The organism is uncultured Mailhella sp. (assembly GCF_963931295.1).
In the GTDB taxonomy this organism is placed as follows: domain Bacteria; phylum Desulfobacterota; class Desulfovibrionia; order Desulfovibrionales; family Desulfovibrionaceae; genus Mailhella.
The window spans coordinates 1,319,714-1,339,199 of record NZ_OZ007001.1; the positions used below are offsets into that span (position 1 = coordinate 1,319,714).

21 protein-coding genes are annotated in these 19,486 nt (G+C 56.5%); 5 read left to right on the forward strand and 16 right to left on the reverse strand.

The window, feature by feature from the left end; genetic code table 11:
* The first annotated feature begins 94 nt into the window (after window positions 1–94).
* The 5 genes from ABGT79_RS05400 (at window position 95) to ABGT79_RS05420 (ending at window position 4,393) form a co-directional block, all read left to right on the forward strand.
* Window positions 95–484, forward strand: coding sequence for a hypothetical protein (locus tag ABGT79_RS05400; RefSeq protein ID WP_346665326.1), 390 nt, complete (start codon window positions 95–97; stop codon window positions 482–484).
* A 394-nt stretch (window positions 485–878) separates the two neighbouring features.
* On the forward strand, window positions 879–1,955 hold the full coding sequence (locus ABGT79_RS05405) for a Xaa-Pro peptidase family protein (protein WP_346665327.1): 1,077 nt from the start codon (window positions 879–881) through the stop codon (window positions 1,953–1,955).
* Window positions 1,956–2,169: 214 nt separating this feature from the next.
* The gene (locus ABGT79_RS05410) at window positions 2,170–3,084 is read left to right on the forward strand and encodes a DUF2333 family protein (RefSeq protein WP_346665328.1); all 915 of its coding nucleotides are present in this window, start codon (window positions 2,170–2,172) and stop codon (window positions 3,082–3,084) included.
* Between the two features lie 426 nt (window positions 3,085–3,510).
* Window positions 3,511–3,687, forward strand: a complete 177-nt coding sequence (locus tag ABGT79_RS05415; RefSeq protein ID WP_346665329.1) for a hypothetical protein — start codon at window positions 3,511–3,513, stop codon at window positions 3,685–3,687.
* Window positions 3,688–3,910: 223 nt separating this feature from the next.
* Window positions 3,911–4,393, forward strand: a complete 483-nt coding sequence (locus ABGT79_RS05420) for a hypothetical protein (protein WP_346665330.1) — start codon at window positions 3,911–3,913, stop codon at window positions 4,391–4,393.
* Window positions 4,394–4,642: 249 nt separating this feature from the next.
* On the opposite strand, the gene ABGT79_RS05425 is transcribed toward ABGT79_RS05420, so the two are convergent.
* From ABGT79_RS05425 to ABGT79_RS05500, 16 genes are all read right to left on the reverse strand, one after another.
* Window positions 4,643–5,026 carry a RidA family protein gene (locus ABGT79_RS05425; protein WP_346665331.1) on the reverse strand — a complete coding sequence of 128 codons (384 nt, stop codon included), beginning with the start codon at window positions 5,024–5,026 and terminating at the stop codon, window positions 4,643–4,645.
* Window positions 5,027–5,048: 22 nt separating this feature from the next.
* Window positions 5,049–5,480 carry an HIT family protein gene (locus ABGT79_RS05430; protein ID WP_346665332.1) on the reverse strand — a complete coding sequence of 144 codons (432 nt, stop codon included), beginning with the start codon at window positions 5,478–5,480 and terminating at the stop codon, window positions 5,049–5,051.
* Window positions 5,481–5,534: 54 nt separating this feature from the next.
* Window positions 5,535–6,512: a sugar kinase gene (locus ABGT79_RS05435; RefSeq protein ID WP_346665333.1), complete on the reverse strand. Its 978-nt coding sequence runs from the start codon at window positions 6,510–6,512 to the stop codon at window positions 5,535–5,537.
* Between the two features lie 10 nt (window positions 6,513–6,522).
* Window positions 6,523–7,290, reverse strand: a complete 768-nt coding sequence (locus tag ABGT79_RS05440) for an SDR family NAD(P)-dependent oxidoreductase (RefSeq protein WP_346665334.1) — start codon at window positions 7,288–7,290, stop codon at window positions 6,523–6,525.
* Window positions 7,291–7,338: 48 nt separating this feature from the next.
* On the reverse strand, window positions 7,339–8,298 hold the full coding sequence (locus tag ABGT79_RS05445; protein WP_346665335.1) for a C-terminal binding protein: 960 nt from the start codon (window positions 8,296–8,298) through the stop codon (window positions 7,339–7,341).
* A 12-nt stretch (window positions 8,299–8,310) separates the two neighbouring features.
* Window positions 8,311–9,186 (reverse strand): 5-deoxy-glucuronate isomerase, encoded by an 876-nt coding sequence (locus tag ABGT79_RS05450; RefSeq protein ID WP_346665336.1) that lies wholly within the window; start codon window positions 9,184–9,186, stop codon window positions 8,311–8,313.
* A gap of 69 nt (window positions 9,187–9,255) precedes the next feature.
* Window positions 9,256–9,999: a sulfite exporter TauE/SafE family protein gene (locus tag ABGT79_RS05455; protein ID WP_346665337.1), complete on the reverse strand. Its 744-nt coding sequence runs from the start codon at window positions 9,997–9,999 to the stop codon at window positions 9,256–9,258.
* A 51-nt stretch (window positions 10,000–10,050) separates the two neighbouring features.
* Window positions 10,051–11,043 carry a D-glycerate dehydrogenase gene (locus ABGT79_RS05460; protein ID WP_346665338.1) on the reverse strand — a complete coding sequence of 331 codons (993 nt, stop codon included), beginning with the start codon at window positions 11,041–11,043 and terminating at the stop codon, window positions 10,051–10,053.
* A 181-nt stretch (window positions 11,044–11,224) separates the two neighbouring features.
* The gene (locus ABGT79_RS05465) at window positions 11,225–12,619 is read right to left on the reverse strand and encodes a hypothetical protein (protein WP_346665339.1); all 1,395 of its coding nucleotides are present in this window, start codon (window positions 12,617–12,619) and stop codon (window positions 11,225–11,227) included.
* A 3-nt stretch (window positions 12,620–12,622) separates the two neighbouring features.
* Window positions 12,623–13,660, reverse strand: coding sequence for a bifunctional 4-hydroxy-2-oxoglutarate aldolase/2-dehydro-3-deoxy-phosphogluconate aldolase (gene eda / locus ABGT79_RS05470; RefSeq protein ID WP_346665340.1), 1,038 nt, complete (start codon window positions 13,658–13,660; stop codon window positions 12,623–12,625).
* A 45-nt stretch (window positions 13,661–13,705) separates the two neighbouring features.
* Complete coding sequence (locus ABGT79_RS05475; RefSeq protein ID WP_346665341.1) at window positions 13,706–15,628, reverse strand: TRAP transporter fused permease subunit; 1,923 nt, start codon at window positions 15,626–15,628, stop codon at window positions 13,706–13,708.
* A 94-nt stretch (window positions 15,629–15,722) separates the two neighbouring features.
* Window positions 15,723–16,151 carry a TAXI family TRAP transporter solute-binding subunit gene (locus ABGT79_RS05480; RefSeq protein ID WP_346665342.1) on the reverse strand — a complete coding sequence of 143 codons (429 nt, stop codon included), beginning with the start codon at window positions 16,149–16,151 and terminating at the stop codon, window positions 15,723–15,725.
* Window positions 16,151–16,905, reverse strand: a protein-coding gene (locus ABGT79_RS05485; RefSeq protein ID WP_346665289.1) for an IS5 family transposase whose coding sequence is annotated in 2 segments (ribosomal slippage) — window positions 16,151–16,572 and window positions 16,572–16,905 — 756 coding nt in all. Because the reading frame shifts where the segments join, the coding sequence is not laid out codon by codon here. The genes ABGT79_RS05480 and ABGT79_RS05485 overlap by 1 nt, the downstream gene beginning before the upstream one ends.
* A gap of 47 nt (window positions 16,906–16,952) precedes the next feature.
* Window positions 16,953–17,582 (reverse strand): hypothetical protein, encoded by a 630-nt coding sequence (locus ABGT79_RS05490; RefSeq protein WP_346665343.1) that lies wholly within the window; start codon window positions 17,580–17,582, stop codon window positions 16,953–16,955.
* A 111-nt stretch (window positions 17,583–17,693) separates the two neighbouring features.
* Window positions 17,694–18,239: a flavin reductase gene (locus ABGT79_RS05495; protein ID WP_346665344.1), complete on the reverse strand. Its 546-nt coding sequence runs from the start codon at window positions 18,237–18,239 to the stop codon at window positions 17,694–17,696.
* A gap of 979 nt (window positions 18,240–19,218) precedes the next feature.
* Window positions 19,219–19,377, reverse strand: a complete 159-nt coding sequence (locus ABGT79_RS05500) for a hypothetical protein (RefSeq protein ID WP_346665345.1) — start codon at window positions 19,375–19,377, stop codon at window positions 19,219–19,221.
* Between the last annotated feature and the right edge of the window lie 109 nt (window positions 19,378–19,486).

The following is a 19,486-nucleotide window of genomic DNA, read 5'->3' on the forward strand; positions in this document are numbered from 1 at the left end:
TTCTTTCTCCCCCTTTGTGCATTAATTTTTCCATGTCCGGCAAAAGCCCGCCCTCCGCTCCTTTTATCCGCCTCCGGCAACGAGGTCAGACGGCATGAAAACGGCCGACAAACAGCTCCTGCTGACGGAAATTCTGCTGCTTATCGGCGCAGCCGTCAGCTCGCTCATGCTCGCCTCATCCCTCCAGCTCTTCACCTTGTATTTCTTCCCCTATCTCATCGGAGCTCTCATGGCCCAAAAGCGCGCTCAGGGCCGCGTCTGGTGGAAGCAGGCAGGAAAAGTGCTGCTCTACTCCTCCGTCATTCTCATCATCGAGCTGTTCGGGCTGGTCCAGGTCTGGCATGACCCCGACGAGGGAGCCTACCTGACCGACCGCGAGCTTGCGGGCGTCATCCTGCTGCTGTGGGCCGTGCATGCGCCCGTGCTCATCGGCAGCGTGTCCTATGTGGTGAGCCGCCTCATTCCGGACAAGGACAAGTCATAAGCGCCCGGCGGCCGCGTTCACCGCGCCGCGCGCCCCCTCCCCCAAAAAACTGCACCCGGCGCGCTCGGAGCGCCCCTGCTGCTTTATGGCTGCGCACCCATGTGAGCCTGCGCCCGGCGCGCTTCCGCCCTCCCCCGCCGTTCTTCCCGTCCGTGCTCCCGTCTTTTCCCCTCCGCCCCCTCCCGGAACATGCCGACACGCAAAACCGCGCCCGCGCTTCTTCCGTTTTGCGGAGGACGCATTGGCTTTTAGCGGAAAAAGCCTTATCTTCCCGGGAAGGAACACAGGTTTCGCGCTTCTCTTCCGCGGACGGCGAGACCTGCGCTCCGGCGTTCCCCCAGCGCGGAGCGCGCTCCTTTTCCCGCGCCAAACAGGCGCAACAAACGAGGACAACATGAACAAGAAAACCTTTGAGGCCCGCCGGGAAAAACTGCGCCGCCTCATGCATGAAGAAGGGCTCGACGCGCTCATCGTCAGTCAGCCCGCCAACCGCTTCTATCTCTCCGGCTTCGAACTGCACGACTGCCAGTGCAACGAAAGCTCGGGCTGCCTCATCGTCATGAAGGACGGCAAGGACTGGCTCTGCACCGATTCCCGCTACGAAGAGGCCGCAGCCCAGCTCTGGGACAGGGAGCGGGTGTTCATCTACCGCGGCGCGTCTTCCGAAGCGCTCAACGGTCTGCTCAAGAGCCTGTGCGGCTCCGGCGTCGTCGGCATGGAAGCCGAACACCTCGCGTGGAGCTACGTGCAGCGCCTCGAACCCGGACTCTCGCTCAAGGCCGCCGACGGTCTGGTGGAACAGCTGCGCGAAGTCAAGGACGAGGAGGAAATCCGCCTCATCGCCGAATCCGTGGCGCTCAATCACAAGATGCTCGAGTGGCTGCCTTCCGTGCTGGTTCCCGGTCAGGACGAGGCGGGCGCGGCCTGGGCCATTGAAAAATACTATCGCGAACACGGCGCTTCGGAACTGAGCTTCCCCTCCATCGTGGCCATGAACGCCAACGCGGCGCTCCCCCACTACGCCCCGGAACAGCCTTCCGTGTTCACGGAAAACTGCATGGTGCTCGTGGACGAAGGCTGCCGCCTGAACCGCTACTGCTCCGACCAGACCCGTACCTGCTGGATAGGCGACAAGCCATCTCCGCGCTTCACGGAAATGCTCGACCGCGTGCAGGAAGCGCAGCGGCGCGCCATTGCCGCGCTGCGTCCCGGCGCAACGGGCAGGGAGGTGCATCAGATTGCCGTGGACTACTTTGCCTCCTGCGGCATGGATCAGTACTTCACCCATTCGCTGGGGCACGGCGTGGGCCTGGAAACCCACGAAGGGCCGCGCCTCAGCCCCACAAGCACGAAGCCTCTTCAGCCCGGCATGATCGTGACCATCGAACCCGGCCTCTACTTCCCCGGATGGGGCGGAGCCCGCTGGGAATACATGGCCGTGATTACCGAAGACGGCTGCCGGGTGTTCTAAGCCCCGCAGGCGAAGGCGACGATCGGCCCGGCCTCGCTCCCCTCGGCAAAAAAACGCCGTCTGTCCCGCGGAAGGGCGTCAGCTCCAGGGGAGAAACGCCACGCCTGCCCGGCCACGGAGCTCTGGACGATTCCAGGAGTATGATTATCTTTTCTTTGCCGGAGAAGAAGCTGCCCTCTTCCGAGGCGACACATCCACTCTTCAGGAGACTCGCATGATTCACCCCGAAAAGCGGCATTTCATCATTGTAGCCAAGACTCTCGGCATTCAGGTTCTGCTGTTTGTCGGCATTCTGTTCACGGTGTGGGGCTCGCAGAAGCTCTACACCCTCATTGATCCGGTGAAGTTCCCCGTCTATCAGGCGGAAATCAAGGACAACATGACGGATCAGGAAAAGGGCGCGGCGCTCCTTTCCGCACTCACCCACCGCATGGACGCGGAACTCTCCTCCACCTTCGGCTGGACGGCCAACGACATTCTGTTCAACCGCTGGATCATGGACAACCGCGCCTATCGCCAGTTCGGCACCTACGTGGCCACCAAAATGCTCTTCGACCACTATTCCACGGTCATCGCCAAGCTCGGCAACAACGACCGTGAAAACGATCTGCTCTACAACGCCCGTCTCAACTACTTTGCCATCAGCCCCCAGCGCTGGGGCATGCTCTTCATTCCCTCGGCCGAAGGCTCCTTCAAGAAGGCCCTTTCCATGACCGAGCAGTACAAGAAGGATCTGCTGGCCGGCAAGGCCGTGTACAACTGCCGCACCGACGACATTTATTCCGCCTTCAATCTCATTCTGGGCGAAACGGTGTTCGGCTATGCGCTCGGTCTGCTCAACGACAGTCAGGACCTGCCCTTCTACACGCTGGACAACCGCATCTATGAAGCGCAGGGCGTCATCATGGTGGTGCGCGACTACCTCAAGACCATGTATGAACTCTACCCCGAAATAGGCACCAAGAACAACGAACAGAACATGGCCGAGGCCATGCGCTACATGGACCTCATCTGCAATTACGATCCCATGTACATCACTTCGTCGTTCAACTCGGGCGAGCTCATCATTTCCTACCTGCTCTTTGCCCGCAACAGACTCACCGACATCCGCGACAGCCTGAGAATCTGATTTTCCGGCTCCGCCGTCATTTCGGCGAGAGAGCGATCTCCCGCGCCCGCCCGTCACCCCCAGGGGAAGGAATGCGTTCCTTCCCCTTTTTTCTGCAGGCGCATCCGCCACGACAGAACATCATTTTCCACTCTCTCAGGAAAGAATTGCGGCCCTGCACCGACTGTTTCATCATCACCCGGAAACCGGCATGGCCGAATTCTGGACTACCGCTCACCTGGCCGAAGAACTGGCAGGCTTCGGCCTTTCGCCCGTGGCGGGAGACTCCGTCACCGCGCCCGAAGCCCGCATGGGCGTGCCTTTGCCGGAAATCATGCGCGAAGCGCTGCAGAGGGCCGAAGCCGAAGGCGCGTCGCGCGTGTGGCTTGAGCGCATGAACGGCACGACAGGCCTTGTGGTTGATCTGTCCCCCGCCCCCCCGGCACCGTGCTGCACTTCGACATCGACGTCGTCAGCGTGCATGAAAATACGTTGCCCGAGCGTCCGGCAAAGGCTGGCTTCGCCTCAGGGCAGGGCGGCGACGACGCCCATCTCATGCTGGAACGCCGCCTTGCCGCAGGACATCTCGCCCCGGACTTCGCCTTCAACGAAGACGTGCTTTAGCCTTCCGTGGACCTTCTGACACGCGCGACGCTCGCCCTCGACAGGGCGTAACACGCCTTGACGATGCACGGGCGTCCCATGCGTCCTGATTCCGGAACAGATTGACTTGACGGGTAAAAAAGCATATTTTTGTCACAGTTTTTCTTCGGACGTGCGTTCCGAAGAGAAGTTCCGTCATCCCTGCGCAACAACATGACGACGCGCAAACAGTCAAGGAGAGAGCATGAAAAAATTTATGTCCTGTCTGGCCACCGGTCTCGTCAGCGTCTTTCTTCTCGCCTCCGTCGCCCTCGCCGAGGACGTGAAGACCGATTACTTCACGCTTGCCCTCTCCGACGGCTGGACCATGCCCAAGCCCGTGCAGAGCGCCAACGGCGCCGTCGTCGCCATCGTGCAGTATCCCGACGGCCAAGGCGCGGTGAGCGTGACCGTCACGCCGGCCCCGCTTCCCGCCAAGGATCTTGCCGTCCAGACGCTCAACAACATGAAATCGGGCGGCTTCACCGTTTCCGAGCCCGTCGCTTCCGGCGACTCCTATGTCGGCGAATTCTCCCAGCAGCAGGCCAGGGGCGTCAGCTACTTCACCTCCAACGGCAAGCTCGGCAGCGTCATCACCATCGTCGGCACCGACACCAGGCCCGGCAAGGATTTTCTGAACAAGAACTTCAAGGCTGCCGATGCAAAACTCTTCCCCGCCTCGTTCTGAACACGATTGAATCACCCCATGAACCCGGGGCCGCGCACCTCCGGCCGGTTCATATTTCACAGCGACAACGCGATAATGTGCAAAACGACGACCGGACGTCCATGTGACGTCCGGTCGTCGTTTTGCGTAGAATGGATGCAAAATGGCCTGCTCACCTTGAACGACGGGATCTGCTGAAAAGAAGCCGGCGAAGCGACACGGTCTCTCCATTTCGCTTCGCCGGCTTCCCGCAGGAGGACTTAAAACGTCCTACTCGTCTTTCCAGGCGATGCAGTCCAGCTCCACCTTGATGTCCGTGGGCTTGCTGGCAAGGATGCACACGCGGGCGGGAGCGTTCTCCGTGGAAAAATACTCCCGATAGACGGCGTTGAACGCGGAAAAATCACGCGCGTCATCAAGATACACCGTAACGCGGACCACGTCTTTAGGTTCGTAACCGGCCAGACGCAGCGTATCCATCAGATTGTCGAGAGCCTGACGCCCCTGCGTCTTGATGGTGCCGTACACGATGTCACCATGCTTGTCCTTGGGCACCATGCCGGAAATGTACAGCCATCCATCGGCCTTGACTGCCTTGGCCGCAGGCGTGGCTCCTGGAGCCGGAAGACCGAAACGTTCTATCTTCTTCGCCATGATAACATGCTCCTCGCCGCCGCTACACGCTGGGCAGCTCGCGCTTGATGCGTTCGATCAGCTCCTCATATTCCTTGTCGGAAAGCATGACGGAGCGAGGATTCATCTGAAACGTGCCGCCCCATTCGAACTGACCTTCATACTTGGGTACGAGATGGAAGTGCAGGTGCGGGTTCAAATCGCCAAAGGCTCCGTAATTCACCTTCTGCGGATGGAACATCTTGTGGATCAAACGGGCGATGCGGGCGACGTCGGCCATGTAGGCCTGAAGCTGCTCCGGTGCAATGTCCACGATTTCGCTGACATGACCGCGATAAGCGACCACCATGCGGCCGGGATGACTCTGCTCCTTGAACAGATACAGCGAAGAATATTCCGAAAGATCACAAATCTTGATGGCAAAATCCGCCAAGGCGGGACCGCCGTGGCAGTAGGGACAGTTTTCAGCACTCATGGCAAAGTCCTTTCAGTGTTTTTCTCCCCGAGAGAGAGGTTACTGTACCGGCAGTCAGGCACTCTGACAGTCGGCAAACACATGCGGCGTGGCCTCCGCAGGAATGATCGCGCCAGGATACATGATGACCGCCGACGCCAGCTTGTGCGCCCGGTTCACGGCCTCTTCGGCGGACAGGCCATAACGGGCGGCCGCCAGATAACCGGCGGTGAAAGAATCTCCGGCGGCCGTGGTGTCCCTGGGCTCCAGCATGCGGCCCAGCGGCACCACACTGGAACTGCCTGTCCTGTTATTCAGAATGAGGCAGGGCTTGCCGCCGTTTTTGATGACCACTTCCTCAGCTCCGAGTGCCGCAAGTGCGGCCCGGAACGCCGGATCGTCATACCCGCCCTCGGCAAAACCGGCGGCGCGCAATTCCTCCGGAGAAAGAAACACCCAGCGGCACACGCGGGCCAGACGACGGTAATGAGGCGCGGCATTCTTTTCCGGGTCCCGCCCCCACAGATGCGGACGAAAATTGAAATCGAAAGAAATTTTCACGCCCTGCGCCGACAGACGTTCCATGGCTGCGAGCAGTCGTTCCCGGCTCTCCGGATACAGCACGGCAAGACTGATGCCGCTCAGATGGATGGCATCGAAACGCGCCAGTCCGTCCAGCACGTCTTGAGCCTCGGGAGTTTCAAAGCAGCCCCGCACCGCGGCCTCGCTGCGCCAGTACTGGAAATGGCGCTCACCGGAAGCGTCCACATCAATGGCGTACAGACCGGGCAGCTTGCCGGGAATACGCTGAGAAAGCGTGGAATTCACGCCGCACTCATGCCAGAACTCCAGCATTTCACGACTAAACGTATCCGAAGCCCCCACGGCGGAAACATACTCCACATGGACATCCTTGCCGCATATCCGAGACAGATAGGCCGCCGTGTTCAGAGTGTCGCCGCCGAACGTCTGCACAAGACGACTGCCTTCCTTATGAAGCTCTATCATACATTCGCCGATGACGGCGACGTTCCATGGTCTGGGATGGGACATGACCAACCTCTCATTTCACCAGATAACCGCCGTCCACGGGGATTACGGCGCCGCCCAGATAGTCGCTGGCTGCAGAGGCCAGAAAAATAACGGTTCCCTTCATGTCGTCGGGAGTGCCCCAGCGGCCGGCGGGGATGCGATCCACAATCTGCTGACAGCGTGGATTGTTCTTATCGGTCAGGGCCACGTTCATGTCCGTATCCATGTATCCGGGAGCGATGGCGTTGACGTTGACGCCGCGCTTCATCCAGTCGTTGGAAAGAGCCTTGGTAAGCTGAGCGATGCCGCCCTTGGACGCCGAGTAGGCGGGTACGGTCTGGCCACCGAAGAAAGAGAGCATGGACGCCACGTTGATGATCTTGCCGTGGCCGGCGCTCAGCATCATCCTGCCCGCTTCCTGGCAGAGCACGAACACGGAATCCAGATTCACGTTCAGCACTTCATCCCACTCGCTCATGGGAAACTCTTCCGCGCTGTGCCGCCGCTGAATGCCGTGCGCGGTCACGAGAATATCCAGAACGCCGCCCAATTTTTCCACGCATTCCCGGAAAGCCCGGTACACCTCGTCGCGACTGTGAAAGTCGGCCTTCACGCCGTGGCAGCGGAACCCCCTCTCGCGAAAACTCTCCGCCACCGAAAAACATTTGTCGGAAGTGCCCACGATGACGACTTCCGCCCCGGCCTCCATGAGCCCTTCGGCCATGCCATGGCCGAGGCCTCGCGTGCCTCCGGTAACGATGGCCTTCTTGCCGGTAAGATCAAACAGATGCATGCTCATACTCCCCTCTGGAAGGGCCGGCCTGACGGCCGACCCGGGTCATGGGATCTAAATCTTGTTCACAGGACTGCGCAGCGCTTCTCCACGGGCAAAGCGCACGGCCTCTTCCGCAACCTTGCGCTTCAGCTCGGAAGCAGCCTGTTCGGAATACCACGCCATGTGCGGAGTGCAGATGAAGTTGTCATGGCGCAGCAGCGGAGAATCGAAATCAATGGGTTCCTTTTCCGTCACGTCCAGAGCCGCGCCGGCGATGTCGCCGTCGGCAAGGGCCTTGTCCAGAGCCGCTTCGTCGATGAGACCGCCGCGAGACGTATTCACGAGGTACGCGGTGGGCTTCATCTTGGCCAAAGCTTCGGCATTCACGATATTGCGCGTCTGCGCCGTCAGCGGCATGTGCAGCACCACAAAGTCGGAATCACGCAGCAGCGTGTCCAGATTCACGGGCTCGATATAATCCGTGCCGTCTGCCGCGTTGGGAGTGTAGTACGGGTCATAGCCGATCACCCTGCCGAAAAGCGCGCGCGCCTTGCTGGCAAAGTTGCGGCCGTTGCGGCCAAGCCCGGCCACTCCCAGCGTCTGCTCGGAAAGACGGAACAGCGGAATGGAATCCTCATAATTCCAACGCCCCTTGCGCACGCCGGCGTTCATGAAAGACACCTTGCGAGCCAGATCCAGGGTCAGGGCCAGAGCCTGATCCGCCACTTCGTTCATGCCGTAATCCGGCACGTTGCACACCTGCACGCCGAGCTCGGTGGCCGCTGCGATGTCGATGTTGTTCACGCCCACGCCATAACGCACGATCTGCTTGATTTCAGGACGCAGGGCCTCCAGCACGCGACGGGTGAACGGCGCGTACTGATTGATGAAGATTTCCCCGCCCTTGCATTCGCGGATGAGATCGTCCTCGGTATGACACTGCTTCAGTTCGAAGGAAAGGCCGGCGGCCTCGAAAACCGCAGTCTCTTCATTCAGATTAACGTGATCGCAGTCGGAAATGATGATCTTCATGATCTTGTCCCCTTACTTCTTGTCGCCGGTGAACAGCGCCACCATATCCTGCACGCCGGGCAGCTGCTTGCCGAGATAGGCGTACTGCGGTTCGAAATTCTGCACGAGAGAATGCTGGGTATGGCCCACAAGAATGGTGAAGATGTACGCGGCATGACCGGGAGACGTCACGCCGGGATGATATCCCTTGGAAATGAGGAAGGTGTCGCCGGAGCGCATGTGCCACACATGAGGAGACACTTCATCGCCGGGAGTGTAGTCGAACTGCGCGCCGAAGCCGTTTTCGGGATTGTAGTGGAAGTGATACACCTCCTCAAAGCCGGTTTCCTTCCACACGCCTTCGGCCGAAGGAATGTCGTTGCCGTGCTTGTGAGGCGGATAGCCGGCCCAGCAGCCGGGATCGGCGTAAAGCTCGCTCACCAGCAGATTGCCGGTGCGACCTTCGTCCTTGGCTCCGAGAATGTGATTGATTACGCGGCGGGAGTGGGTCTCCACGGATCCGACTTCCACAGGCTTCACATCTTCGGGCTTGATGCGATAGGGCTCATGATATTCTTCGCAGCGACCGCCGGCCACAAAAATCACCACGTCATCCGACACGCATGTCACGTTGATCTTCGCTCCGGCGGGAGCGTACACGGAATCGGCGCGCTGGTTTTCCCAGATGCTGTCGCGATTGCCCACGTTCTCGAAGACCTTGCCGTCCACATCGATGTCGCAACGTCCGTGGGTCAGCACCCAGCAGGTTTCATAGCCGGGCACGCAGGTGTACTGCGTTTCCCCCTTCTTCAGGCGCACGATGTTGAAATACGTGCGGGGCAGAAAATCGTCGTTGGCGTTGATGAGCGGTTCGTTATGATTATCATACGCTCTGATAAAACGAGGCATGGTTTCCTCCTGTTCTTGCAAAACAGATTCTTGTCGATGTCGACGTTCCCCGAAGAGCACGTCATGCCTTTAAGAAATAATGTTCTTCAGCACCGTAAGCAGACCGGTGACAGCCAGTCCTGCATGGATCAGAGAACGCATTTTTCCGGCATCGATGCGGGACAGCAGCTTCAGTCCCAAGGTTTTTCCCAGCCACATGCCTATGACGCCCCATACGGCGAGAGAAAGCAGATGCCAGGTAAGAATGCCTTCAAAAATGCGGACACCCGTATTGAACGCTCCGATGACGAAAAAAAATATCTGCGTCGTCGCGATGTAACGCATTTTGTCATCACCGAGCTGAGTCATGAAATACACGGCCATGGGAGGCCCGCTGAGACCGAACCAGCCGCTGGTCACTCCAGAAAGACCGGCCAGGGCCACTGTGGCCGCCTTGCCGAACTTTCTGGCTCCGTGAGTCTTTTCGATGCAATGAAACCACACGGCAAGACCGATGAGAAAAAGACCGAACAAGACGCTCAGCAGTCTCGTGTTGACTGACGGACCGATATGAATGGCCGTCGCGGAACAGCACAGGAATATCACCAGCGGGAATACCATTCCCCGATAATACGCATGCTTGCGTAACGATATGCCGAGAGACAACGTCAGACAAAGTCCCGTAACCGTGGAGATGGCGGAAGCCTGAAGCAGCGGGATGAACAACGGCAGCACCATCATCAGCAGTATGCCGGAACCAAATCCGGTCAGCGTCTGAAACACGCCTCCCAGCACGGTAGGAATAAAAATCAGAGGAATCAGTGACCAGTCCATGACGGTTGTCCACCCCGGCCGCTTCCTGCTGAGAGCGGCCGGGGTTCAAAACTACAGGGGGCGCTTGTTGGCCAGAACCTCAGGATTCACCAGGTTGGGATGCTGGCCGTATTCCAGATAATCAATGATGTTCTTGCATGCCAGGCGCACCATCTCCGAACGGGTTTCGTAGGTGGCAGTGGCCATGTGCGCGCCGAGCACCACGTTGGGCATGCCTCTCAACGCGGCGGGAATGTTCGGTTCATGTTCAAACACATCCAGACCGGCACCGGCGATGACGCCCTTTTCCAGAGCTTCAATGAGTTCCTTCTCGCGCACGATGGGGCCGCGGCCCACGTTGATGAAGTACGCCGTGCGCTTCATCATTTCGAACTGTTCCATGCCGATGCTCTGACGGGTGGAATCCGTGAGCGGCAGGTTGATGATGACAACGTCGGATTCACGGAAGAGCTGGTCCGCAGTCGGCACGTAGGTGGCGCTGTATTCAGCTTCCACTTCCGCGGGAAGCTGATGGCGGTTATGATAGGTCACGTCCATGAGGAAGGCCTTGGCGCGACGGGCCACAGCCTTACCGATGCGTCCCATGCCAAGAATGCCGAGACGCTTGCCGTTGAGACCGTGGCCGAGATTGGCGATGGGACCCCAGCGAAGTTCAGGCAGAATGCGAAGCTTCTGATCCGTTACGGAAATGCGACGCATGACCGCAAGCATGAGTCCCATGCCGAATTCAGCCGTGGATTCGGTCACGACGTCGGGCAGGTTGCAGACGAGAATGCCTCGTTCCGTCATTTCCTTGAGCGCCACGTTGTCGTAACCCACACCGTAGGTGCTCATGATCTTCACGTTGTCCATGCGGGCCACGGCTTCTGCGTTGGCCTGAAAACCGCAGGAAATAAGCGCGTCATACTTCGGAAGAATATCCAGAATATCCTGTCTCTTGGGATAGTAGTCCTCAGGATAGAACACCTCGTATCCGCGGTTGTAAAGCTCGGCAAGGCCGTCCTTGAGAACCGGATAAGGAACAAGAATCTTTCTGGTAGCCATGATTGTTTTCCTCCAAAATCGCTCCGAGCGAGCTGTTATAGATCCTTCATGATGTGGAAAAGATGAACGTTTCCCCAGCCGTCAGCGACCGGTGTGCGGCCCAGGTCCGTTGTCGCACAAAACCGCCGGACCGACATGACGCATGACGGCCTCCTTTCAGACTTTTTCCAAGCCGGGAGCCTCAATTCCTTTTTTGGGCGAACACGCAATCCACGCTCGCCAGGAAGGGGAACAGAAGTCCGGCCAGATCGGATGTGGGCAGCACTTCGTCATGCAGCCGTATGCCCAAGGTCTCGCGCATGAATCTCTGACGTTCCAGCATTCTCTTCATGCACAGAGGAGCCATGGTCAGGATGCGGTCTCTCATGGCCTTGTCGGCCAGAATCACGCCGTCTTCGATATGCACGCCCAGATTGTTGAAACGACTCTGACGGGCCGTAAAGTCGCACTGAAGCATCATGCCCGAACGCAATACCGTGGCGTCCCCTTCCGAGAAGGGGGAATTGGTCCACTCCTCGGTGTGAATGACGTGGCCGGGGTTGAGTCCTATGCCGAACTCCTCATAGGAACATCCTATGGCGTCACGCACGGCCTGCCACACTTCCCCGCCCGTTGCGCCTATGGCAACGGATTCGTACCAGACGCACACCGCCTGAAAATACTTCTTATAGAGTCCTTCAAAGGCTCCGGGGAAATGCCGGTCGAATTCCTCCCGGTTGCGAGCGTACACGCCCACGCGATGTATCTGCGCACAGCGGTAGCCCATGCCGAAGGCGATATCCTTGCCGTATTCCAGACGCGTCCAGGGATCAGGGCTGAGTATGCCCCTGCCCTTGAAGCATATATTGGGATGCGTCGGACAGGGTTCGCCGTCTATGTTGAAAGCCTGTGAGGCTTCCAGTTCCGTCAGCCCGGGACGCAGTCCGCGGATGAAGTCCCATGTCTTGCGGCTGGCCTTGGTGGAAGCCAGCTCGGAAAGAACAAGTTCTTCCGCGCCGTGCGTCATGCGCAGGCCGGTCTGATTGTCCATCAGCAGGCCGTTGGCGTTTCGCACGTCCGGGCACACTTCGCGCAACGCGTCCACAATGAAGGACGGCACTTCAAAGGTATGTTCCCAGGCGGGCGTTTCCTTGGCGCAAAAGCTCTTCCATCCGAGGAGCCCCACATGGGCATGTTCGTCTATGCCCGCGCTCCGGAACACGCCCGCCGGAGACTGACTGTTTCCCCGAGCCTGCCCCAGAGGGCTGAGCATCTGACAAAGGACGCGGCGCACCGGCACGGTGACGCAAAGGGACTGTCCCATCCCCTCGTTGCCGAGAACCAGCGTGGGCGTTTCCCCCTTGCGAAGAATGAGGAAACATTCCTCAAAGCGGGGATCGTACCCGGTCAGGTATTCCAGATTGGAGAAATGTTCCCTGTCCGCATAAATGACCAGATGGGTGAACTCGCACCCCGCGTCGAGAAGGGCCTCTATGCGTTCCTGATACATCCGCGGCGTTATGGCGGGAGCCTCTCCGAAATCGAGGGGCACGTCTTCGTTGAGACGTCCGGTATGGGGAATAAGTTCTATGGCCATGCCCTAGTCCTTCCAGCCTATGCGGGCCTTGATGACGTCGCGATGTTCCCAGGCGGGCGGATTGTGATCGTTGCGCTCTTCAATGTGAACGGCAAAGCCGGCAATCTGTTCCTTGAGGTAGATCACATACATCTTGCCCTTGTACGGCTTCACATGCTCGTGATCGAATTCCACGCCCTTCTTCTCAAGATAGAACACCGCGCGTTCAAGATTATCGGTATAGTAGCCGAGATGACCGTGCGGCCCGCGCACCTTGAAGGGAACCTTGGTGATTTCGACTTCTCGTCCCACATAGGAGGAACTGGGAGTGTCGCCCATCACAAGATTGAACATGTCCGCCAGAGCAAAGAGATTCTTATATCCTTCCTCGTCACTGTAGCAGTTGATGCCCATGTGGCAGAACTGGAAGTTGAGCACCGCAAATACGGCGTCGCGGGCCAGCTTGCGTATGCCTTCGAAATCGCCCGCTTCCACAAGCTTGCGGGGCGTGACGCAGCTGGCCCCCACGGCGATGACGTTGGGATTGAGCAGGTACTCGGAGAATTTCTCGGGAGTGATGCCGCCCGTGGGCAGAAAACGCACCCCCTTGTACACAGAGGCCAGGGAATTGATCATCTTCAAGCCACCCTCCGCTTCCGCAGGGAAAAACTTGACAACGTCCAGTCCGCAGGCAACGGCCTTCTGCACGTCGGAAGGAGTGGCACAGCCTGGAATGACAACTATCCCCTTTTCCTGACAGAACTTGACGATGCGTTCGTCAAATCCGGGGGTTACAATGAACTTTGCACCGGCGTCCAACGCCTTCTGAGCCTGTTCCACGGAAAGCACGGTGCCCGCTCCCACCAGCATATCGGGATAAGCCGCCGTCATGTCGGCGATGGCTTCGGCAGCACATTCCGTACGGAATGTCACTTCCGCAATTTCCAGTTTGCTGTCGCAAAGGGCCTTGGCCAGAGGCACGGCGTGTTCGCGGGTATCCACGGCCACGACCGGAACAAGACCATACTTATATACCAGTTCCTTGATATCGGACTCGGACATGATTCTCTCCTTAATGTTGGCATCCAAGACAGCGCAGAAAAGCTATCAGGCTGAAGGTTCGGAAGAAGCGTCGGCGGGAGCGGACGGGGCGGAAGGAGTCTTCTTGTTGCGGTTGATGAGCAGGGCCGCGGCAAGCACCGCGTACCCGATGATGTCGGTTATTACGCCGGGAATGATGCAGCAGATGGCCGAAGCCAGGACAACGGCTCTCCAGAACATGGACAAGGGCTTGGTATGGAAACCGGAAATCGCGACGGCCAGCGCGTAGCAGCCGATAAGCAGAGACACCGTCGAGGTGACCGTGGCCATCATCGTTCCCTGCAGAAGCAGTGCAGGCTCATAGGCAAAGGCGAAAGGCACGAGGAAGGCCACAATGGCGTAGGTAAAGGCCGTCCACCCCGTCTTCCAGGAGTCTGCGTCCGCAATGCCCGCCGCGGTGAAGGAGGCCAGACACACCGGAGGCGTAAGCTGAGCCATGACGCCGAAGTAGAAGCAGAACATATGGACGATGAAGATGGGCAGATCGAGACGCACAAGAGCGGAGGCGAACAAAGTCACGGAAATGAGGTAGGCAGCGACCGTCGGCATGGCCATGCCGAGGATCATGCAGCAGCCCATGGCGATGAACAATGCGAGCAGCAGGCTGCTGTTGCCAACCACCGCCAGCAGCGAGGCGAACTTATTGGCAAGGCCGGACTGTACCACAATACCGATGATGATGCCGCAGGCCGACACGGGAATGGTCAGAGACGCGCTCTGGCGTATGCCGTCCATGAAGGCCGAAAAAAGATCTTTCGGACCGAGACGCTTCGGATTGAACAGGTTGATGACAAGAACGGCGATGGTGGAATAGACGGCGGCCAGACGGAGCGAGCTGCCGGAGAGCACCATGAAGATGAGAATGATGGCCGGAATGAGCAGATACAGTCTGGGGAGAATGGGAGCAACCTTGAACGTGAGAGACTCGGCCGAAACCATGGCACCGTGACGTTCAAACGTGTTGCGCTTGGCGAGCAGGCCTACAAGCATGAACACGGAAATGAAGTACGCCGAAGCAGGAATGATGGCGCAGATGGCGATTTCACCGTAGCTCATGCCCAGCAGTTCGGCCATGATGAACGCTCCCACGCCCATGATGGGAGGCATGATCTGACCGCCGGTGGAAGCAACGGCTTCAATGGCGCCAGCCTGATGAGGCTGATAACCGGCTTTCTTCATCATGGGGATGGTCATAACGCCGGTGGTGGTCACGTTGGCCACGGCCGAACCGGAAATCATGCCCATGAGAGCCGAAGACATAACGGCGGCCTTGGCAGGACCACCGGAACGCGGATCGCTGACCTTCATGCCGATATCAATAAGTACCTGACCACCGCCGCAGACGGCAAAGAGCGCGCCGAAGATGATGAAATAGAAGATGAAGCTGGCCGTCGTGGAAAGCGCTGTGCCGTACACGCCGTTGGAAGTCAGCGACATGATTTCGGTAAAGGCCTCAAGATTGAAACCGTCAAAGCGGAGAACTCCGGGGAAATGGGGTCCGAACACGCCGTAGGCGATGACCACGAGCACAAATCCCAGCAGGTTCCAACCGATGGTGCGGCGCATGGCTTCGAGCAGAAGCACGATCATGAGCACACACGCCACGATGTCGGAAGGAAGGATTTCGGAAATATACGGAATGCGGGTGATGATGCGTTCCTGTTCAAAATAAAACAGGGATCCCATCCAGATACAGGCGGGGATGACGGCAAAATCCAAGATACGCAGAATTGGAAAACGCTGGCTACCGGGGAAAGGACGCATCAAAAAGACAATGCAGAAGGCGAACGAAAGAAATATCGGCGCCAACGTCATCGGGTTGATGGGGAAAAAGAACGAAAACATAATCTGCGCTACAAACCATACGACACCGATGACCCCAAGCAGAACGGGAACGATGCGTTCTTCTACGACATTGGCCATGAACATATCCTCTGAGATGTTTCCCGACTTCGTGCCGCCGGGCAGAAAGAGAAGAGGGGGAGTTCCGAATGCTCGGGGCGGAACTCCCCGGGATTCATGCTTACTTCATGTATCCGACTTCTCTGAAGTACTTTGCCGCACCAGGATGAAGTTCAATACCGCAATACAGAGGATCCCAGGCCTTTTCAGGCTGGAAGTACCGCATGGCGGGAACGATGCTGGTCAGCTTTTCCTTGTTTTCGCAGATGGTCTTGGTGATGATGTACGCGATATCTTCAGGAAGATCCTTGGACACGAGGAGGCATTCGCAGCCGACCACGGTTTCAATCGGCTTGTCCTGGCCGTTCCAGCTGTTGGCGGGCATGGTCATGTTGGCATACCCTTTCTTGTTCATGGCCTCTCTGGTCTTTTCAGAAAGCTGCACCACATGCATGGTGGAGGTCAGACACAGTTCGGAGAATGCGGCCTGACCGATAGACACCACGTCCATGGAAACGTCGGCCTGGCCTTCCTTAGGTTCAGGACTCATTAAATATAAAAGATGACAATGGCAGCGAGACAAATGGCCGAAAAGAACGTGTGTGCACAACGGTCATAACGCATGGCTATTCTGCGCCAATCCTTGAGTCGGCCGAACATGATTTCTATCTTGTGCCGCTGCTTATAAACCTCCTTGTCATAGACCACCGGAGTTTTTCGGCTGTGTCTGCCAGGAATACACGGCGTGATTCCTTTACGGGACAAGGCATGACGAAACCAGTCGGCATCATAGCCTCTATCCGCCAGAAGCTCCCTGGCCTGCGGCAGAGTATCAAGCAGGACAGCAGCGCCTTTGTAGTCGCTCACCTGACCGCCGGACAGATGGAAGGCCAACGGTTGACCGAAGGCATTGCAGACAGCGTGGAGTTTTGAATTCAGGCCGCCTTTTGTGCGTCCGATACATCGGGAAAGGCCCCTTTTTTCAGCAAACTTGCTGCTGTCCTGTGTGCCTTGAGATGTGTGGTATCAATCATCAAGCGTGTTGTGGAGCCGTTTTGTTCAACAAGCTCCGCAAAAATCCTGTTAAAGACACCCAATCGGCTCCAGCGGATAAAACGATTGTAGAGAGTTTTGTATGGTCCATACTCGCGCGGGGCATCTCTCCATTGCAGGCCGTGCTTGATGACATAGATAATGCCGCTGACGACACGCCTGTCATCGACTCTCGGAATGCCATGGGAACGAGGAAAGTTGCGTTTGATACGAGCAATCTGTTCATGAGAAAGATAAAAAAGTTCCTTCATGGCATCCTCCCTATGCCGACAATAAGAACTTTTTACCCTTTTGGCAATTAATGAGTCCTGAGCCTAAGCATATCGGCCATGGTCGCGGGCGCGATGTGGGTATGGGAACCGCCCCAGCTTTCAATGTCCTTCCAGGTCACGCCCATGCAGTCCAACAAGTCGGTAGCGCCGTCCATTCCGAAGGAGCCCTTGGCCTTGGTCACAATGCGGACGGGATACTTGGCAGCGATAACTTCTTCCAGCGTGGTGAATCCGGTCTTCTTGACGAAGTCATCGGTGAACATGACCGTGCACCAGGTAATGTCGGAACCGCCAAAAAGTGCGGCCACCTTGGTGAGCGGCTTGAAATTCTTGTCGTAGGTGCCTTCGGCAAGCTTCTTGACCGGAATATTGGAACCGGTGCCAATTTTGACCTGTCCCTTTTCGATGAGCAATGCACTGGCGGCGCCGCCTGTGGAAATGGGCTGCACGTTGATGGTGTTGGAACCAAGTTTGCCGCCGAGTACTTCAAGGAATGCGCTGACGCGGCTGTACACTGCTGTATTCACGTCCTGCGTAGCAAGAACGTAGGTCTGATTCTTTGTCTGCAACGTCATCTCAGCAGAGGCATCATTTGCGGAAAATCCCAAGAACAGAGCGCCCATGGCCATAATGGAAAGAAGTTTGGAATGTTTCATGATTCTTCCTCATGTTGAAAATATCTGAAACCCTGCCTCATTGGATGAACCATGGGCAGATACCAGACAAATATAAAAGGCGAAACGCGGCTTTCTAAAACAGACCTGTACTTAATGAAGAGCTTTTTTCAATGCTCCGGTTGCCGAGGCAATAAAGAAGGTATGCATATCGCCAGCATGCGCTCCGTGAGTGTACCAGTCGGCATAAACGGTTTTGTCCAGGAATCTGTCTTCCGTAATATCTCCGCTGTACATGACACGGCAGAACAATACCGCATCGGCCTCTGCAAAAAACGGAATATTGTCGTAAAAAAGCGTTGAAAATCCGCAATGGCCGATCTTATCTACGTCCCGTCCGGAATTTCTTCCGCAAAAAAGAAGTTTCTCTCTGCAGGATTCAGGAAAAATACCGAGAGAAAAACAGCCGTTGCGTTCAATGAAGGGAAGCGTGTGGCGAGACTTTCGAACGCTGACGAAGACGGCATCCTTATTCCACAGGAAGCCGAACATGCCCCAGTTTATGGTCATGGCAGCTACGCCGGCAGAAGAATCTCCGGCAGTCAGCAGCATCCATTCTTTATCCAGATGCACAGCGCTGTTTCCCAAGATCTCGCGGGGGGAAATTTCACTCCAACCGGAAAGGCCTTCCATTTTCATTGCTCGTCACCTTTACGAATCTTCGCTTTTTGTTTTCAAATATGAAACTAATTTCCATAATAATTTCAGGCCAAACTTATTAATTTTACTCCCAAAAGTACTATTATTGATAAATTACTTCAATATTTGGAAGTAACTACACTTTACATATAATAAAAAAAAGTGTCAACAGGCTGAAAAGGAAAACTTTTTTCCTGAAAATATTTTTTTCCAGTGCGTTTGCTCTCATCGTAAAACATTTTTGTTTCTTAGCTTTATTTTCATATTTGGTACTTTATTTTACATATTGATTACACTGAAAAATTTGCTCGACAAAATTATTCCGGGGTAGTGCAGTATTTGTCCTCCAACCGCCAAGCCTCATCTTTTGCGAAATCTCTCCTTAATTTCCGACAAAAAATTTTCTATGTAAAAAAACTGTCGGCACGTCTTTTGCATAGCCCCCCCACGGTTCAGAAAGGACGAAGAGCGGACCGTTTTCCCCAAGCGCAGTCGCGCCCAACGAACGCTCCGAAGAGACCTTTTATCTTTAAAAATATGTCCCTCGCCAACTCAGACATCCTCGTGAAGAAGGGCGACAGAATCATGTCCATTCTTTCACCACTCTCAGACCAAGTCTCAACGCCGTCCGGAGCACAGGGAGTACGAAATCCCAGGCCAGATCCACTCAAAAAATGGCCCCTCTGTTTCACCTTCTAAACAATTGTTACTTATACGCGCCATAATGGCTCCGACTTGAATTCCCAGGTCGGCCCCCTGACCTTTCAACAATTCAAGCCCTCACGTACATGGCCCGCAGTCCGCCCTCAAAAGAGCTCTCAGGCTCGGACTGAACGGATCTGCATACGCCTTGCAATTCCTCGTATCAGGCAAGAGATCTTTTCGATGCTGCGCCCGTATATCCTTTCTGACTGTCGCCTCTTTAAAATTACTGGACGCAGTGTCCACACTCCGAAATCTTTGACTCTCAAGCCGTATTTCAGCCGGCAAAAGGCACAAAAACTTCAGCATCAACTTCCAAACGATTAAATTCATTTACAATACCATTCATACACTGCTTTTCTACCATTCCAGTGGTCGAAGTCCCCTGCTTCCTGCGCATCCATTTTGCATGTGCCGGATATTTTTCTTTCTTCATAAAAAAACACCTCTTCGACGGACGGAATTCTGAACAACTCCGTCTTATCGAAAAGGTGTTTCCCAGGTTTAACAGTTTTTGAGAACACCCGCTCAGCGGGCATTTTTTG

Excerpts from the sequence above, each read along its gene's own strand:
- ABGT79_RS05480 (WP_346665342.1), bottom strand. The coding sequence starts at position 16,151 with ATGAGTCCTGAACCTAAGGAAGGCCAGGCCGACGTTTCCATGGACGTG.
- eda (WP_346665340.1), bottom strand. The coding sequence starts at position 13,660 with ATGTCCGAGTCCGATATCAAGGAACTGGTATATAAGTATGGTCTTGTT.
- ABGT79_RS05490 (WP_346665343.1), bottom strand. The coding sequence starts at position 17,582 with ATGAAACATTCCAAACTTCTTTCCATTATGGCCATGGGCGCTCTGTTC.
- ABGT79_RS05410 (WP_346665328.1), top strand. The coding sequence starts at position 2,170 with ATGATTCACCCCGAAAAGCGGCATTTCATCATTGTAGCCAAGACTCTC.
- ABGT79_RS05435 (WP_346665333.1), bottom strand. The coding sequence starts at position 6,512 with ATGTCCCATCCCAGACCATGGAACGTCGCCGTCATCGGCGAATGTATG.
- ABGT79_RS05475 (WP_346665341.1), bottom strand. The coding sequence starts at position 15,628 with ATGTTCATGGCCAATGTCGTAGAAGAACGCATCGTTCCCGTTCTGCTT.
- ABGT79_RS05405 (WP_346665327.1), top strand. The coding sequence starts at position 879 with ATGAACAAGAAAACCTTTGAGGCCCGCCGGGAAAAACTGCGCCGCCTC.
- ABGT79_RS05460 (WP_346665338.1), bottom strand. The coding sequence starts at position 11,043 with ATGGCTACCAGAAAGATTCTTGTTCCTTATCCGGTTCTCAAGGACGGC.
- ABGT79_RS05495 (WP_346665344.1), bottom strand. The coding sequence starts at position 18,239 with ATGAAAATGGAAGGCCTTTCCGGTTGGAGTGAAATTTCCCCCCGCGAG.
- ABGT79_RS05445 (WP_346665335.1), bottom strand. The coding sequence starts at position 8,298 with ATGAAGATCATCATTTCCGACTGCGATCACGTTAATCTGAATGAAGAG.
- ABGT79_RS05465 (WP_346665339.1), bottom strand. The coding sequence starts at position 12,619 with ATGGCCATAGAACTTATTCCCCATACCGGACGTCTCAACGAAGACGTG.
- ABGT79_RS05425 (WP_346665331.1), bottom strand. The coding sequence starts at position 5,026 with ATGGCGAAGAAGATAGAACGTTTCGGTCTTCCGGCTCCAGGAGCCACG.
- ABGT79_RS05500 (WP_346665345.1), bottom strand. The coding sequence starts at position 19,377 with ATGAAGAAAGAAAAATATCCGGCACATGCAAAATGGATGCGCAGGAAG.
- ABGT79_RS05450 (WP_346665336.1), bottom strand. The coding sequence starts at position 9,186 with ATGCCTCGTTTTATCAGAGCGTATGATAATCATAACGAACCGCTCATC.
- ABGT79_RS05400 (WP_346665326.1), top strand. The coding sequence starts at position 95 with ATGAAAACGGCCGACAAACAGCTCCTGCTGACGGAAATTCTGCTGCTT.
- ABGT79_RS05440 (WP_346665334.1), bottom strand. The coding sequence starts at position 7,290 with ATGAGCATGCATCTGTTTGATCTTACCGGCAAGAAGGCCATCGTTACC.
- ABGT79_RS05420 (WP_346665330.1), top strand. The coding sequence starts at position 3,911 with ATGAAAAAATTTATGTCCTGTCTGGCCACCGGTCTCGTCAGCGTCTTT.
- ABGT79_RS05430 (WP_346665332.1), bottom strand. The coding sequence starts at position 5,480 with ATGAGTGCTGAAAACTGTCCCTACTGCCACGGCGGTCCCGCCTTGGCG.
- ABGT79_RS05455 (WP_346665337.1), bottom strand. The coding sequence starts at position 9,999 with ATGGACTGGTCACTGATTCCTCTGATTTTTATTCCTACCGTGCTGGGA.